Origin of the sequence: Burkholderia sp. BCC1640, assembly GCF_902833125.1 — a bacterium.
Lineage (GTDB): Bacteria > Pseudomonadota > Gammaproteobacteria > Burkholderiales > Burkholderiaceae > Burkholderia > Burkholderia diffusa.
The window spans coordinates 184039-199289 of record NZ_CADFEF010000008.1 but is presented as its reverse complement, the minus strand read 5'-3'; the positions used below and the strand labels follow the sequence as shown (position 1 = coordinate 199289).

Annotated in this window: 12 protein-coding genes; 7 read left to right on the top strand and 5 right to left on the bottom strand. The window is 66.8% G+C overall.

Going from position 1 to position 15251, the window contains the following annotated elements; all coding sequences use genetic code 11:
• Positions 1 to 287: 287 nt before the first annotated feature.
• The gene (locus HWX25_RS11730) at positions 288 to 1691 is read right to left on the bottom strand and encodes a GntP family permease (protein ID WP_059815171.1); all 1404 of its coding nucleotides are present in this window, start codon (positions 1689 to 1691) and stop codon (positions 288 to 290) included.
• Between the two features lie 327 nt (positions 1692 to 2018).
• On the opposite strand from HWX25_RS11730, the gene HWX25_RS11725 reads away from it, so the two are divergent.
• The 5 genes from HWX25_RS11725 (at position 2019) to HWX25_RS11710 (ending at position 7774) form a co-directional block, all read left to right on the top strand.
• Entirely contained in the window at positions 2019 to 3506 is a 1488-nt protein-coding gene (locus tag HWX25_RS11725; RefSeq protein WP_175908583.1) for a sigma 54-interacting transcriptional regulator, read from the top strand.
• A 66-nt stretch (positions 3507 to 3572) separates the two neighbouring features.
• Positions 3573 to 4100: a BON domain-containing protein gene (locus HWX25_RS11720; protein WP_059689282.1), complete on the top strand. Its 528-nt coding sequence runs from the start codon at positions 3573 to 3575 to the stop codon at positions 4098 to 4100.
• A gap of 61 nt (positions 4101 to 4161) precedes the next feature.
• Positions 4162 to 4446 carry a hypothetical protein gene (locus tag HWX25_RS33430; RefSeq protein WP_236873246.1) on the top strand — a complete coding sequence of 95 codons (285 nt, stop codon included), beginning with the start codon at positions 4162 to 4164 and terminating at the stop codon, positions 4444 to 4446.
• Between the two features lie 103 nt (positions 4447 to 4549).
• A complete protein-coding gene (locus HWX25_RS11715) occupies positions 4550 to 4846 on the top strand; it encodes an H-NS histone family protein (RefSeq protein ID WP_059467298.1) in 297 nt (98 codons plus the stop codon).
• A 570-nt stretch (positions 4847 to 5416) separates the two neighbouring features.
• On the top strand, positions 5417 to 7774 hold the full coding sequence (locus tag HWX25_RS11710; RefSeq protein ID WP_175908582.1) for a GNAT family N-acetyltransferase: 2358 nt from the start codon (positions 5417 to 5419) through the stop codon (positions 7772 to 7774).
• Between the two features lie 705 nt (positions 7775 to 8479).
• Here the strand turns inward: HWX25_RS11710 and HWX25_RS11705 are convergent.
• On the bottom strand, positions 8480 to 9031 hold the full coding sequence (locus tag HWX25_RS11705; RefSeq protein ID WP_059598926.1) for a hypothetical protein: 552 nt from the start codon (positions 9029 to 9031) through the stop codon (positions 8480 to 8482).
• 252 nt (positions 9032 to 9283) lie between these two features.
• Positions 9284 to 10108 (bottom strand): IclR family transcriptional regulator, encoded by an 825-nt coding sequence (locus HWX25_RS11700; protein ID WP_175908581.1) that lies wholly within the window; start codon positions 10106 to 10108, stop codon positions 9284 to 9286.
• Positions 10109 to 10773: 665 nt separating this feature from the next.
• On the opposite strand from HWX25_RS11700, the gene HWX25_RS11695 reads away from it, so the two are divergent.
• Positions 10774 to 11622, top strand: a complete 849-nt coding sequence (locus HWX25_RS11695) for an ureidoglycolate lyase (RefSeq protein ID WP_175908580.1) — start codon at positions 10774 to 10776, stop codon at positions 11620 to 11622.
• A gap of 154 nt (positions 11623 to 11776) precedes the next feature.
• Here the strand turns inward: HWX25_RS11695 and HWX25_RS11690 are convergent, their stop codons facing one another.
• Positions 11777 to 12160, bottom strand: a complete 384-nt coding sequence (locus HWX25_RS11690) for a VOC family protein (RefSeq protein ID WP_059689285.1) — start codon at positions 12158 to 12160, stop codon at positions 11777 to 11779.
• A 254-nt stretch (positions 12161 to 12414) separates the two neighbouring features.
• Here HWX25_RS11690 and HWX25_RS11685 point away from each other — a divergent pair, with 254 nt between their 5' ends.
• Positions 12415 to 13062 (top strand): ABATE domain-containing protein, encoded by a 648-nt coding sequence (locus HWX25_RS11685; protein WP_175908579.1) that lies wholly within the window; start codon positions 12415 to 12417, stop codon positions 13060 to 13062.
• A gap of 51 nt (positions 13063 to 13113) precedes the next feature.
• On the opposite strand, the gene prpR is transcribed toward HWX25_RS11685, so the two are convergent.
• Positions 13114 to 15096 carry a propionate catabolism operon regulatory protein PrpR gene (prpR, locus tag HWX25_RS11680; protein WP_175908578.1) on the bottom strand — a complete coding sequence of 661 codons (1983 nt, stop codon included), beginning with the start codon at positions 15094 to 15096 and terminating at the stop codon, positions 13114 to 13116.
• Positions 15097 to 15251 lie beyond the last annotated feature (155 nt).

The window sequence follows — 15251 nt, the reverse complement described above, 5'->3', positions numbered from 1 at the left end:
GCGGGAACGGACCGTGCCGGATGGCGGTGCGTGACGGGCGTCGGGCCGTGCGGCTCCGGTCGGGCGGGGGGACGAACCGGTGGATGAGAACCTCGGTGATCCGTCCCGGCTTGCATGCTGAGGTATCGGGAAGGTGCGTCGCGTCGCGACCGGCGTTGCGCCGCCTGCTTCGACGATGCTGGGCCGGTTGCCCAGCCTTGGCGTGCAGAGGAGGGAAGGTGCGCCGGCCGCGGCGATGCGGCCTGACGCGTCGCGGCGGCGTTCGGAACGCCGCCGCATGCGGAGACTTACACGAGACCCGTCGTGTAGTACACGGCGATCACGAAGAACACCGCGAGCGTCTTGATCACGGTCACCGCGAAGATGTCGCGATACGACTCGCGGTGCGTGAGGCCCGTGACCGCGAGCAGCGTGATGACCGCGCCGTTGTGCGGCAGCGTGTCCATGCCGCCGCTGGCCATCGCGACGACCCGGTGCAGCACGTCCATCGGAATGTTGGCTGCCTGCGCGCCCTTGATGAACAGGTCCGACATCGCGGCGAGCGCGATGCTCATGCCGCCCGACGCCGAACCGGTGATGCCGGCGAGCGAGCTGACCGATACGGCCGCGTTCACGAGCGGGTTCGGAATGCTCTTCAGTGCGTCGCTGACGACGAGGAAGCCCGGCAGCGCGGCGATCACGCCGCCGAAACCATATTCCGACGCCGTGTTCATCGCGGCGAGCAGCGCGCCGCCGACGGCGGCCTTCGAACCGGCCGCGAAGCGGTCGCTGACGCGCTTGAACGCGGTCAGGACGACCAGCACGATGCCGAGCAGCAGCGCGGCCTCGACCGACCAGATCGCGACGACGGTCTTGATCGACGTCGTGACCGGCGTATGCACACCCGGCAGCACGTCCGGCGCGACCGTGTACGACGCGGCGCCGTACCACTGCGGGATCAGTTTCGTGAACGTGAAGTTCGATGCGCCGACGAGGATCAGCGGCAGGATCGCCAGCGCCGGGTTCGGCAATGCCGTCGCTTCGACGCGCTCCGGCTCGTTGACGAGCGACGTGCCGTAGCCTTCGCCCTTTGCCATCGCCGAACGGCGGCGCCATTCCAGATACGAGAGGCCGACGACGATGATGAACAGCGAGCCAATCGTGCCGAGCGCGGGTGCGGCCCAGGCGGTCGTCTTGAAGAACGTGGTCGGGATGATGTTCTGGATCTGCGGCGTGCCGGGCAGCGAATCCATCGTGAACGAGAACGCGCCGAGCGCGATCGCGCCGGGCATCAGCCGCTTCGGAATATTGCTCTGGCGATAGAGTTCGGCCGCGAACGGATACACGGCGAACACCACGACGAACAGCGACACGCCGCCATAGGTGAGCAGCGCACACACCGCGACGATCACCGCATTCGCACGCGAGCGGCCGATGTAGCGGATCGCGGCATGGACGATCGACTCGGAGAACCCGGACAGCTCGATCACCTTGCCGAACACGGCACCGAGCATGAAGACCGGGAAATACAGTTTGACGAAGCCGACCATTTTCTCCATGAAGATGCCGGAGAAGACCGGTGCGACGGCGGCGGGTTCGATCAGCAGGACCGCGCCGAGCGCGGCGATCGGCGCGAACAGGATCACGCTGTAGCCGCGATACGCGGCGAACATCAGGAACGCCAGCGCGGCGAGGACGATCACGAAAGACAAGGGGAGTCTCCTAATAGCTTGGAATGGCTTTGGTTGTTGTTCGATCGCGGGACGCGCCGCGAACCGGCTCAGGTTCGTGCAGGTTTCGTGCCATCGGCCGGATTGCGCCGCCGGACGTGGATCCGGCGCAGGCCGGCGGGCCCGCGCCGGCCAATGTCTGAAGATTCTACATAAATCGTCTCCACCGGGAGACGATTCGGCCGGCAGGACCGCCCGCTGAATCGGGCAGGGCTTTCCCGGACAAGGCATTCCGGGGCGTCTCCAAAATGAGATACTGCGTCTCGTTCCGGAGACGTCCGGCCAAGCATACGCGGAGACAACGACACGATGATGAACGACTGGGCCCGCCTGCCCGTCAATTACGGCGACGTGCTGCGGCGCGCCGCCGAGTCGCTGTTTCAGACTTTCGAGGATTCGAGCGCGGGCACGGTGGTCGTCGATCGCGACGCGCGCGTCGTGTGGATGAACGAGCGTTATGCGGCGCGCTTCGGGTTCGCCGATCCGCAGCAGGCGGTCGGCCTCGACTGCGAGGCGGTGATTCCGAACAGCCTGATGCGCGAGGTCGTGTCGACCGGACAGCCGATCCTGCTCGACATCATGGAGACGGGCCGCGAGCCGCTCGTCGTCACGCGCCTGCCGTTGAAGAACGAGACGGGCGAGACGGTCGGCGCGATCGGCTTCGCACTGTTCGACCAGTTGAAGACGCTCACGCCGATCTTTTCCCGTTACGTGCAGCTTCAGCAGCAGTTGATCGCCACGCAGCGTTCGCTCGCGCAGGCACGCCGTGCGAAATACACGTTCGCGAGTTTCGTCGGCACGAGCGCCGCAAGCCTCGAAACCAAGCGGCAGGCGCGGCGCGCCGCACAGGTCGATTCGCCGGTGCTGCTGCTCGGCGAGACGGGCACCGGCAAGGAACTGCTCGCGCATGCGATTCACGCGGCGTCGGCGCGCGCGCTTCAGCCGCTCGTGACCGTCAACGTGGCCGCGATTCCCGACACGCTGCTCGAAACCGAATTCTTCGGCGCGGCGCCGGGCGCATATACCGGCGCCGATCGCAAGGGACGCGTCGGCAAGTTCGAGCTGGCCGATCGCGGCACGCTGTTTCTCGACGAAATAGGCGACATGCCGCTGCCGTTGCAGGGCAAGCTGCTGCGCGTATTGCAGGACAAGGAGTTCGAACCGGTTGGCTCGAACCGGATCGTGCGCGCCGACGTGCGGATCATCGCCGCGACGTCGGCCGACCTGCCCGCGCTGGTCGAGGCCGGCCGCTTTCGCGCGGATCTCTATTACCGGCTCAATGTGCTGACGATCCACGCGCCGCCGTTGCGCGAGCGGGCGTCCGACATCGCGGCGCTCGTCTACGCGACGCTCGAGGAGCTGGCCGCGCAGCACGGTCGCGCTGCGCACTGCGAACTGACCGACGATGCGCTGCGGATGCTGTGCGCGTACCCGTGGCCGGGCAACGTACGCGAACTGCGCAACACGCTCGAGCGTGCGCTGATGCTGTCGGATCGCTCGGTGATCGATGCGGGTGCGCTCGCGCCGTTCCTCGGGCCGGTGCGCGTGGTGGCGGATGCCGTGCCGGCAGGCATGCGGGCTGCTCCGTCGCCGGTCGGCCGGGACGCGGGCGATGCAGCGGGGGCGCCTGATGCGCCGGTCGTTTCGTATACCGATGCATTGGCCGCGTGGGAGCGCCAGTTCCTGATCGACGCGCTTGCGGCCTGCGACGGGAAGGTGGTCGAAGCGGCCGCACGCATCGGAATCGGCCGGGCGACGCTGTACAAGAAACTGACGGCGCTCGGGATCGACCGGTAGCAAGCAGCGGTGGATGCGCTGGGACATGACGAACGGCGCCGGTGAAGTGCCCGACAGGAGACGACGATGAAGCGACTCGCAATTGCCGGATGGCTGGCCGCACTGGTGGCGACGTCCTCGCTCGCGCAGGCGGGTGACGCGGACGCGCCCGTGGTACGGCGCAACTGGTACAACGATCCCTTCGTCGCGCTGTCGCGAGGCTTCGCCGAATGCCCGTTGCCGCTCGGGCCGTGGATGACGCGCGCCGAGATGGAAGACGACGCGCATTACCGCGTCGAGCGCGGGACCACCTGCTGGCTCGCCCACCGCTGCACGAAACCGAATTCGTATATGTATGACGCGCCGATCGCCGAGGCGGCGAAAGCGCATTTCGCGGGCACCGATCGTCTGCAGGGCACGAGCCTGTGGATCACCGTGCAGCGGCGCTTCATTTATGTCGAAGGGTGTGCCGATCCGGCATTCGATCGGCAGGCGCTGGAGCGCGAACTCGGCGCGCTTCCCGACGTCGAGCGGGTATTCGTTCGCATCACCGACGATCCGCACAGGGCCGTGCCGTACAAGACGCGTGGACGGCCGGACCGGACGCCCGACTGAACGCCTGCCGGCGGTGCATGGCATACTCGCGGCATTAAAAAATCGGTTGACGGAAAGAACAATGAAACACATGCTTGCGTCGGTCTGTCGGTGGCCTCGAACGCATTGGCGTCGGGCCGGATTGTTGGCCCTGATTGCGGGGCTCGGCGGGTGCGGCGGCGGGGCGCCACTGTTCACTTCTGACGGGCGCCCGACTTCGCAGGTGCAGTGCACCGGCAGCGACTGGAGCAATTGCACGGACAATGCCCGAGCCATCTGCAATGGTGAATTCGACGTCCTCCAGCAATCAACCGATGACGCAACGCGAAATCTTCTCTTCGCATGCAAGAAGAAAAGCGGTTATTGATCCCGACATGGCCGGATAAGGAGACCGTAATCGGGAGAAGCGCTTTTCTATTCGCTTGGAGTTGGCTATTTTTCATGAATAACACTCACGGAGTCCCATCCATATGGCGACCTACAGGCAACTGACAGCGCAGCTCGAAAGACTTCAGCAAAAGATCGACAAGGAACGCGAAAAGGCAATTGCCGATGCGATTGCCGCCATTCGGGCGAAAATCGAGGAATTCGACATTACCGCGGAAGAGCTCGGTTTTCGACCGATCGGCGCCGCTGCTGCCGCGAAACCGAAGCGTCCGTTGCCGCCGAAGTACCTGAACCCGAAGACGGGTGAAACGTGGAGTGGCCGCGGGCGGGCGCCGGCATGGCTCGGCAAGAATCGCGCGCGTTTCCTGATCAAGGACTGACTCCCGAAAATCCTCACCTTTCGTGCGCTGACTGACGGTGCGAACGGCCATGCGGCCGTCGCACCGTTTTGTTTTTGGGCAGCCGCGGCACGACTCGAAACCGCGAATTGAACACCGATGCCGCGCGATTGACGGATATCGTTTTGCGAATTCGCCGCGATTCGACCGGATATCACCGCGAATTCCCGTAAACAACACTGCAATTACGCGGCATGCGCGCATTGGCATTCCCGATCTGCGCGGTGCAGACGAACCGCCGATTGCGATCACCTCTCGCGCATTTACGCTGCGCGCCCTGCAATTCCCGAACTTGCTCACCATGCCTCCTGTAAATCCTCACCTTTGAAGCGGCGACCGGAAGACCGCATCGTGTCGCCCTCGCCCGTTGCGTGTGCGAAGACGTCGATGACCTGCCCATGTTGCGGGCATTGATGCGCGTCGCACAGTCGGCCGTTCGGCATATAGGCAGCGGCATCGGGTTCGCCTATGCTTGGAGTTCGCGTCGACCGGCGCACGGCCATCCGGCTCGTGCGCCGGTCGGGTCGTCTTTCGTTACCGTATGGAGCCGATGTGACCGTCCGTCATCTCGATGCGTTGTTCCAGCCCAGGTCCGTTGCGGTCGTCGGTGCATCGTCGCGCGTGGGCAGTATTGGAGCGATGGTGTGGGCGCGCGTGCTCGATGGCGCGTTCGAGGGGCCCGTGTGGCCCGTCAATCCGAAGTACCGCGAGCTGAACGGGTACGCGGTCGTGGCCGATGTCGACCGGCTGCCCGCACCGCCATCGGTCGCCGTGATCTGCACGCCGCCCGCCACATGGGCCGGCATCGTGCGCAAGCTCGGCGAGATCGGCACGCGTGTCGCGGTGATCGTCGGCGAGGCGCGCACCGACGCCGACCGTGCCGCGCTCGATCGCACGCTCAAGGCCGCGAAGCCGTTCGTGCTCCGTATCGTCGGACCCGGCAGCCTCGGCGTGCTGTCGCCCGCACGGCATGCGCATTTCGGCGCACCGGCCTATACGGCGCGATCGGGCGGCGTCGCCTGGGTGTCGCAATCCAACGCGCTGACGAATGCGGTGCTCGGCTGGGCCAATGCACGAGGCCTCGGCTTTTCACATGTCGTCGCGCTCGGTAGCGAGGCTGACGTCGATGCGGGCGACGTGCTCGACTACCTCGCGAGCGACCCCGGCACGCGCGCGATCCTGCTCGAGCTCGACACCGTGTGTGCCGCGCGCAAGTTCATGTCGGCAGCGCGTGCGGCGGCGCGCAACAAGCCGGTGCTCGCGTTGCGCACCGGGCGCGCCGATCCCGGTGATGCGCTTTACACCGCGGCCTTCCAGCGTGCGGGGATGGTGCGTGTCGATGCGCTCGACGATCTGCTCGACGAGATCGAGACGCTCGGCGTCGGGCGCGTCACCGCGCGCGGCGCGGCGACACTCGTGACGAGCGACGCAGGCGTCGCCAAACTCGCGGTCGATGCGGTCGCGGAGGTGCGCGATGTGCTGGTCGATTGGCCGGCCGAGGCAGCGTCGGCGGTCGCCGCCGCGCTGCCGCATCTCGCCGGGCCCGGCAATCCGCTGATGCTCGGAGACGATGCGCGCCCCGAGCATTTCGGCGCCGCCATCAAGGCGCTCGCGCCGTTCCCGCAAACGGGCACGCTGTTCGTCGTGCATTCGACGTCCCACAGCGCGCCGGCCGATGCGGTCGCGCGCACGCTGATCGAATCGCGGCAGTACGCGTACCGCGGCATCCTCGCGTGTTTCTTCGGTGCGGTCGATGCGGCGACGCGCGACGCATTGCACGCGAACGGCATTCCGGTGCACACCACACCGCAGCGGCTTGCGCGTGCATACGCACGGCTCGTCGACTACAACCTCGGTCGGCAGTTGCTGATGCAGACGCCCGAAGGCACGCCGCTGCAGCCGGCCGAGTGCGTTGCGTCCGCGCAGGCCGAGGCCCGGCGGATGGTCGAGGCCGGCGAGCATGAACTGGCTGGCGAAGCGGCGTTGCGCTGGCTGTCCCACTTCGGCGTGCACGGCGAGCCGGCCGATGCGTCGGCCGGCGCCAGAGTCGTCGACGTCACGGTCGAGATGTACGACGATTCGAACTTCGGCCCGGTGTTTCGTTATGCCGTGCCATCGGCCGACGGCGTATCGGCGCCGTTCGTCGTGTATGGGCTGCCGCCGCTGAATACGGTGCTCGCCCGCGTGGTGATGGAGCGTTCGCCATATGCACGCCGCACGCCCGTCGAACCCACGCTCGACGCGCTGACGGCGCTATCGCAGGTCGTTTGCGACGTGCGCGAGGTCGTCGCGATGTCGGTCACGCTGCGCGTGCTCTCCGACCGGGCATACGTGGTCGCGCCGCGCGTCACGCTGGCGGCCGGGCGCAGCCGGCTCGCGATCATGCCGTATCCGCGCCATCTCGAGCAGACGCTCGAATGGCGTGGCGAGACCGTGACGATCCGTCCGATCCGTCCGGAAGACGAGGAAGCGCACAACGAGCTGCTTGGCGCGATGACGCCGGACGATCTGCGGATGCGTTTCTTCGGTGCGGTGCGCAGCTTCGATCATTCGCAAGTCGCGCGCATGACGCAGATCGACTACGACCGCGAGATGGCCTTCATCGTGTCGTTCACCGACGTGTCGGGCCGGTCGCACACACTCGCGGTGGCGCGTGCGGTTACCGATCCCGACAACGAGACGGCCGAGTTCGCGATCGCTGTCCGGCCCGATCAGAAGGGCAAGGGTCTCGGGCGGCTGATGATGGCACGCATCATCGACTACGCGCGATCGCGCGGCACCGCGTGGATGGTGGGCGAGGCGCTGCGCGAGAACACCGCGATGATCTCGCTGGCGAAATCCTGCGGTTTCGAGGTGTCGACGACGGAGGAACCGGGCGTGGTGGGGTTCAGGATGAAGCTGCAACCGTAATCGCGTCGGCGAGCGTGTCCGAAGGTCCGGCGGTGTCGTGTGCCGCCGCTGCGGAACGCGCGATGCCGGGATTCACAGGCGCGACGGAGCGAATTGGTTGTAGTTCGGGGTGCAGAGCGTTCAACTCTTTCGCTCCAATATGCGGATCGGTAAAGCGCTGGCTTCGCGACCGGCGGGGAAGGGCGAGTACATCGGGTCATGGCGTCCGCGGCGGGCGGTTGCGTGCGCCGATGACCTCCGCGTACCACCGATCCCGGCGCCATATTTGAGCGCACTGACGCCCGCATTGCGCACCCGCAGCATCGGAAACAGAACAAAGGTGAGAATTTTCAGGAGCCGACGGTGAGCCTTTCCGGGAGCAATTGGGTGAGTCGATACGGGAGCACCCGGTGAGCCTTCGCGGGAGCTGCCGGTGAGCCCTTGCGGGAAGCCTCGGTGAGCCTTTCCGGGAAGCCTCGGTGAGCCTTTCCGGGAAGGGGCGGTGAGCGTCTGCGGGATGCGTTGGTGAGGACGTTCGGGAGGGGCCGGTGAGCGTCTCCGGGAACCTCAGGTGAGCTTTTACAGGATGCTCTGGTGAGCGTTTACGGGACGCTTCGGTGAGATTTTTCGGGAGCCTGCGGACGCAGTGCTCCGGCTGGCGCGGCGCGGGCTTGTGCCGGCGTCCGCACCGGTGCGGGCACGCATGAACCGTGCCCGCGATGGCATTTACGCAGCGAGTTTCGACGCTGCGTCGTTCACCTGGTCACGCGAAATCGCGAGTTCTTCGAGGTGCGCGTCGGCATATACGCCGCCGGTTTCGCGCTCGAGCCGGGCGATCGTCAGGGCGCAACGCGCGGTGTCTTTCGGCATCGCGATGAAGCGCTTGACCGATTCGCCGGACGTAAATGCATCGAACAGCGCGCCGCGCACGTCGTCCGGAAGCGTCTTGGTCCATTGGTACGGCTTGCCGTTGAACGTGATCGACGGCGGCAGCGTGCGTTCCTTCTTGGTGGCCGTGATGAGGCCATAGGTGCGCGCGGCGTCGCCGATCTGCTCGGGCGAGAAGAGTTCGTCGGGCGTGATGTCGAACTGCTCGATGTAGTTCTCGATCGCGCGCATCGCTTCGGCACGGTCGTCGCGCTTCTTCTGCGCGCGCGCGACGATGTCGCGCAGCTCGTCCGCTTCCTCGGGCGTGATCGTGAAGCTTGCCTGCTTCTGCTGAAGTTCGGAGAAACGCTGGAATTCTTGATCGTTCAGAAGTTTGGCCATGACATCCATCGGATACGACGGCCGCGACAGCCGGCCGACGTAGTTTTTGAGAGGGCCGCTATTCTAGCGTAGCGCGGCGTCCGCGCATCCGGAAACGGTCTGCGGGATGCCGGGACGAGAGCCCGCGCGGCCGGCGCGCGTCGCACACCGCGTGCGCGATGTCGAGCCCGCACGCCTGCCCGATCCGCTGGCCGCGTGACCGAACGACCACCGCGCCCGAACGGTCGGCCGCCTTCAGCGCGGTCGACCGTTCTGCAACGTTCAGCAAGTCTCCGCGCGGCACATCGACAACTGGCCTGCCGTATCGCGCAGTCCTGCGACGACCACCTCGACCGACGGCGCCATATGCGCGTCGATCCGGCGCATGTACGGGCAGGTCAGCACCGCGATCGCATGGCCGGCCGGGCCGAGAATCGGCGCGCTCAGGTCTGTCACGCCGTATGCCTGGCGGCTGTCCTGGCGCACGTAGCCGGATTGGCGAATGGACTGGCACGCGTGCGCGAGTTCCTGCTCGTTCATCGCGGCTTCGCCTTTGACCTTGCGATGCTCGGCCAGCATGTGCGCACGCTGCTCGGCACCCTGGAACGACAGCATCACGCGCCCCGACGCCGTATCGGCGAGCCCGACGCGCGAGCCGAGCCGCACCGACACGCCCCAGGGGCCGGGGCCGTCCACCTGCGCGATCACGAGCAGGTTGCCGCGATCGTAGACGGTCAGATGGCACGACTGTTCGGCCGCATCGGCAAAGCGCTGCATCAGCGGCAGCGCCTCGGCGATCAGCCGGTTCATCGGCGGATGCCGATGTGCGAGCGCGAACAGTTTCAGGCTGAGCGTGTAACGGTCGCCGCCGCTCGAGCGCATCACGTAGCGGCGTGCGACGAGACGCTCGAGCATCCGGTAGATCTCGCTCGCGTTGCGGCCGAGCTCCTTCGTGATTTCGGTGCGGGTGAGTCCTTCCTTCTGTTCCGACAGGAGTTCGAGAATGTCGAGACCCTTGTCGAGCGCGGGCGCGCGATATCGGTCGGCTGCGCCCATCGTCTCCCGTGCGTCGCTGCCGGGGAGCGGGTTAGTGGTCGTTTGCGTCATGGGGTAGGAAGTCCGGGGGATTGCCGATCGGTGGGCGACGCACGCTGACCGGTTTTGCACGCGGATTCGTGAAGCCGCATGCGGATGTGACTGCCATCCGGGCGAGCTCAACAACAAACATCCAGTGTGCAATGCAGCGTCTTTTTACCGATCGTTACCCAGCAAGAACGGATTAGATATCGTTCCCGATGACAGTGTCATAAGAAATATTCGCAATTCATCTTTCGGAGTCGACGGACGGTGAGTTTTTGGCGTAAAGCCGAATGGTTCGGCGGGCCCGATGCTGCGGTGCAACCGCCGCGGGCGCACCAATAGTCGTTATCCGTCGCGGGCCATTTCACGGCGGGCCGCCGATGGTACAAAGAGCGGCGGGCCAGCGACGGCGCGGCCGCGCGTGAAGCCGGCCGGCACTGCACAGGCCGGCACGTGTCGCGGATGCCGGGCCGTCGTCGCCGATGCGCAGACCGGCGGCCGCCCGTTCGATGCGCGTCGCACTCCGGTGCGGCGCCGCGATCGCTGCGCCAGCGCGAGCCTCGCGTGTCGATTGGTCTGCCGGATGCGGCGCCGACGCGCGTCATCGACGATCGGCATTCAGTCCGGCGCGTGGCCATAGGCGGCTGCGTCGGCCGGTATCCTGTCACATTCGACAATAGAGGTTGAGCACGATGAAACTGCTTCGCTATGGCCCGTCCGGCCAGGAAAAGCCCGGTATTCTCGACGCGGACGGCCGGATTCGCGACCTTTCCGCGCATGTGCCGGATCTTGCCGGCGACGCGCTGTCCGACGCCGCTCTCGCGCGCCTGCGCGCGATCGACCCGGCCACGCTGCCGCTGGTCCCGGGCGAGCCACGCATTGGCGCGTGCGTCGGGCGCGTCGGCAAGTTCATCGGCATTGGTCTGAACTATGCCGATCACGCGGCCGAAGCCGGTATGCCGGTACCGAAGGAGCCGGTGGTGTTCGGCAAATGGACGAGTTCGATCTGCGGCCCGAACGACGGCATCGACATCCCGAAGGGCTCGGCGAAGACGGACTGGGAAGTCGAGCTGGGCGTCGTGATCGGCGCGACGTGCAAGGACGTCGACGAGGCGCGCGCGCTGGATTACGTTGCCGGCTATTGCGTCGTCAACGACGTCTCCGAGCGCGAGTGGCAGATCGAACGCGGCGGCCAGTGGGACAAGGGCAAGGGCTTCGATACGTTCGGCCCGATCGGCCCGTGGCTCGTGACGCGTGACGAGGTGCCCGATCCGCAGCGCCTCGACCTGTGGCTCGAAATCGACGGCCACCGCTACCAGAACGGCAACACGCGCACGATGGTGTTCACCGTCGCGCAACTGATCGCCTACCTGTCGACCTGCATGACGCTGCAACCGGGCGACGTGATCACGACCGGTACGCCGCCGGGCGTCGGGATGGGCATCAAGCCGTCGCCTGTGTTCCTGAAGGCCGGCCAGACGGTGCGCCTCGGCGTCGAGGGGCTGGGCGAGCAACTGCAGCGCACGCGCAACGCGCAGTAGACCGGCCGCGCTGTCCGACCGTCCGCTTGGCCACTGGGGTGATTGTTCGCGGTGGCCGCCGCGAACCGGACATCGATGCAGCAAAGACGAGGGCCCGATTCCGCGCGATGCGGAATCGGGCCCTCGTCATTCACCCGTGTCGGTGCGAACCGGATCAGACGACGTTGTCCAGTTCGCAATGGGCTTCGAGCCGATATCCGTCGGGATCGACGACGAACGCCGCGTAGTAGCCGGGACCGTAGTGCTCGCGTTTGCCTGGCCCGCCGTTGTCCTGTCCGCCGTGCTGCAGCGCGGCGCGATAAAACGCGTCGACTTCCACGGGCGACGATGCGCGAAACGACAAGTGCAACCCGGAATCGGGATCGGCGACGACCGGACGCGCCGCGTGCTGCAACCACAGCACCGGTTCGCTGGTGCCGTAGCCGAGGGATCCGTCGTCGCTGTATAGCCGTTTGTAGCCGAGCGCGCCGAGCGTGCTGTCGTAGAACGCGCGGCTGCGGTCGATGTGGGCAACGCCGAACGAAAGGTGATCGATCATCTGTGGCTCCTTGAACTGAAGGGGGACGTCAGTGCGGCAAACCCGTTTACAGCCACCAGGCCAGCCGCTTGTAGCGAAGCGCGCCGAGCGTGCTGTCGTGAAAGGCACAGCTGCGGCCGGTGTGGACAACGTCGCAGGAAAAACGATCGATCATCTGTGGCTCCTTGAACTGAAGTGGGGACGTCAGTGCAGCAAACCTTTTTTAACCACCTTGCTGGTTATGTTAGAAAGTGTCCGGACGCTTGTCAACCGGCATGGTGGTTAGATACGATCGCGTCATGAGCAATACGCAACCTTCCGTCACGACGGACTGCCTGGTCCCGGCACCGTCCGAAACGCTGAGCATCGATTTCGCGAACACGCTGTACTGGCGCGGTGCCGACGCGCCGACCGAAACCTTCGGCACGCTGGACGACCTGCTCACATGGTGTCGCGAGCAGGCGGGCGTGCCGGCCGGCCTGGCCGACGTGTGTCGCGCACAGGTGACGGAGAAGGGGGGGGCGCCTGCGATGCTGGCGCGCGCGCTCGCGTTGCGCGAGGCGCTGTATCGGCTCTTTCACGCGCAAGCCGAGCGGCGCGAGCCGCAAGCCGACGATCTCGCGCTGCTGGGCGGTTTTCTGGCGGAAGCGGCGCCGCGCGTCGCGCTCGCGCGGATCGACGGCGGTTACGCGTGGCGGCTCGGGGCAGCAGACGCGACGCTCGCGGGGCTGCTGAGCCCGGTGCTGTGGTCGGCGACGGACCTGCTGGGCGGCACGCGGCTCGCGAAGGTCAAGCGCTGCGCGAACGATGCATGCCAGTGGCTGTTCATCGACGACAGCAAGAACGGCAGCCGCCGCTGGTGCTCGATGTCGTCGTGCGGCAATCGCGCGAAGGCTTACCGCCACTATCACAAAGCCGATTGACGGCAGCGCGCGCGGCAGCATGTCATGCTGCCGCGCCCATTCCGCCCGAACCTATTTCGCCGACAGCTTCCGCCACAGCGTGGTCTTGCTGATGCCGAGCATCGCGCATGCGCGATCGCGATCGCCGCCGCATGCATCGAGCACCGCGCGGATCTCGTCGGCTTCGGCGCGGCGACGGCGTGCGTGGAGCGTCTGCGCGTCGTCGGCGTCGACCGCCTCGGGCGGCGCCGCGAACAACTCGGGCGCGATCGCCTGCAGCGCATCGGGCGTGAGCGCCGCGCACGCGGCGCCCGGATCCTGATCGTCGACTTCCTCGGCCAGTTCCACCGCGATTCGCTCGACCACGTTCTGCAGTTCCCGCACGTTGCCGGGCCATCGGTAGCGCGCGAGCGTCGCCTGCGTCGCGTCGAGCACGCGCATCGCATCGTCGACTTCGCGCAGGCGTTCGGCCAGCCGCGATTCGCGCCGCGCGGTCTGCACGAGCAGCGTGGCCGCGAGCGCCGGAATGTCGGCGGCGCGCTCGCGCAGCGGCGGCAGGCCAATGTTCAGGATGTTGAGCCGGTAATACAGGTCCGCGCGGAACGTGCCGTCCTCGACGGCCGCGAGCAGCGGGCGGTGCGTCGCGGCGATCACGCGCACGTCGATTCGGATCGGCTCGGTCGAGCCGAGGCGGATCACTTCGCGCTCCTGCAGCACGCGCAGCAGCCGGCTTTGCAGCGATGGCGGCATCTCGCCGATTTCGTCGAGAAACAGCGTGCCGCGGTGCGCGGCCTCGAACAGCCCGGTCTTGCCGCCGCGTCGCGCGCCGGTGAACGCGCCTTCCTCGTAACCGAACAGCTCGCTCTCGAGCAGCGCCTCCGGAAACGCGCCGCAGTTGATCGCGACGAACGGATAGTTGCGCCGCACGGACAGCGCGTGCAGGCTCTGCGCGATCATTTCCTTGCCGGTGCCGCTTTCGCCGAGCACGAGGACGGTCGCGTCGGATTTCGCGTAGCGGCGCACGAGGTCGCGCACGCGCGCCATCGGTGCGGACGCGCCGACCACGTCGTCGAGCGTGAAGCGCGCCGCGAACTGCTGCGTGTTCGGTTGCGAGCGCAGCGCACGGTCGAGCCGTTCGACCGCGCGCGATTCCTGGAACGTCAGCACGCTGCCCGACGTGACGCCGCGATCGACCAGCGGCCCGCGATGCACGACGTAGCGCACGCCGCGCACGGTCGCGAGCGCGTCGCCGTCCTCGCCGCGCAGCGTGCGCAGCTCCGGACGCAGGTCGACGAGCGCGCGGCCGACGGCCGCCGCGGGTTCGACCCCGAGCGCCGACGCGAGCCGCTCGTTGATGGCTTCGACGCGACCGCGCGCATCGAGCGCGACCACGCCGTCGCGCAGGTGCTGCAACAGGTTGTCGAGCCGCTGGCGGCGAAACGCCTCGGCGTGCGTCGCGTACGCGACTTCGAGCGCCGTCTCGACCGCCTTGCGCACCGACGCGTGCGAATACAGGAATACGGCGCCCATGCCGGCGCTCGCCGCGAGATCGGTGACGAGGCCGGGGCCGACGATCGTCTCGATGCCGCGGTCGTGCAGGTCGTGCACGCAGGCTTCCGCTTCCTGCGCGGACTGATATGACGCAAACTGCACGTCGAGGCCGTAGGCGGCGACGAAGCGGCGCACTTCGGGCGGCGTCTCGCCGGCGCTGACGAGCGCGATCCGCGAGGCGTCGCGCCGTGCGCGCGCGAGCGCCTGCATCACGTCGAAGCCGGTCGGCGACACCACCACGACCGGCACTTGCGCACGCGTTTTCAGGAAGCCGCCGTTGGAGCCGGCCGCGACGATCACGTCGGGCCGCGCGGTGCCGGCCTCCGCGATCGCGCTCAGCGCATCTTCGTACGCGCGCGTGACGATGCGCACGTCGGCACGTTCGTCGAATTCGCCGGCGATCTCGCGAAACAGGTCGCGCAGGCGGCTGATGCCCATCGCCCAGATGCGCGGGCGAACGGTGCGGTCGGCCGGGCCGACGGGCTTGGTCGAGGAGAGGTCCATGGCGATCGATTATGCGCGCGCGATTTCATTTTTGAAACATGGAATTGCCGAATTGAAATCACCGGACGATTCAATGCACCTACCGGTTGCTTAAGAATCAGTGGGTTAGCGGCGTTTCGCGAGCTGGCCCGGTCCTTGCTGTTGATGGGCATTCC

Coding starts and splice junctions, on each gene's coding strand:
- HWX25_RS11725 (WP_175908583.1), top strand. CDS start 2,019: ATGATGAACGACTGGGCCCGCCTGCCCGTCAATTACGGCGACGTGCTG.
- HWX25_RS11720 (WP_059689282.1), top strand. CDS start 3,573: ATGAAGCGACTCGCAATTGCCGGATGGCTGGCCGCACTGGTGGCGACG.
- HWX25_RS33430 (WP_236873246.1), top strand. CDS start 4,162: ATGAAACACATGCTTGCGTCGGTCTGTCGGTGGCCTCGAACGCATTGG.
- HWX25_RS11715 (WP_059467298.1), top strand. CDS start 4,550: ATGGCGACCTACAGGCAACTGACAGCGCAGCTCGAAAGACTTCAGCAA.
- HWX25_RS11705 (WP_059598926.1), bottom strand. CDS start 9,031: ATGGATGTCATGGCCAAACTTCTGAACGATCAAGAATTCCAGCGTTTC.
- HWX25_RS11700 (WP_175908581.1), bottom strand. CDS start 10,108: ATGACGCAAACGACCACTAACCCGCTCCCCGGCAGCGACGCACGGGAG.
- HWX25_RS11695 (WP_175908580.1), top strand. CDS start 10,774: ATGAAACTGCTTCGCTATGGCCCGTCCGGCCAGGAAAAGCCCGGTATT.
- HWX25_RS11690 (WP_059689285.1), bottom strand. CDS start 12,160: ATGATCGATCACCTTTCGTTCGGCGTTGCCCACATCGACCGCAGCCGC.
- HWX25_RS11685 (WP_175908579.1), top strand. CDS start 12,415: ATGGTGGTTAGATACGATCGCGTCATGAGCAATACGCAACCTTCCGTC.
- prpR (WP_175908578.1), bottom strand. CDS start 15,096: ATGGACCTCTCCTCGACCAAGCCCGTCGGCCCGGCCGACCGCACCGTT.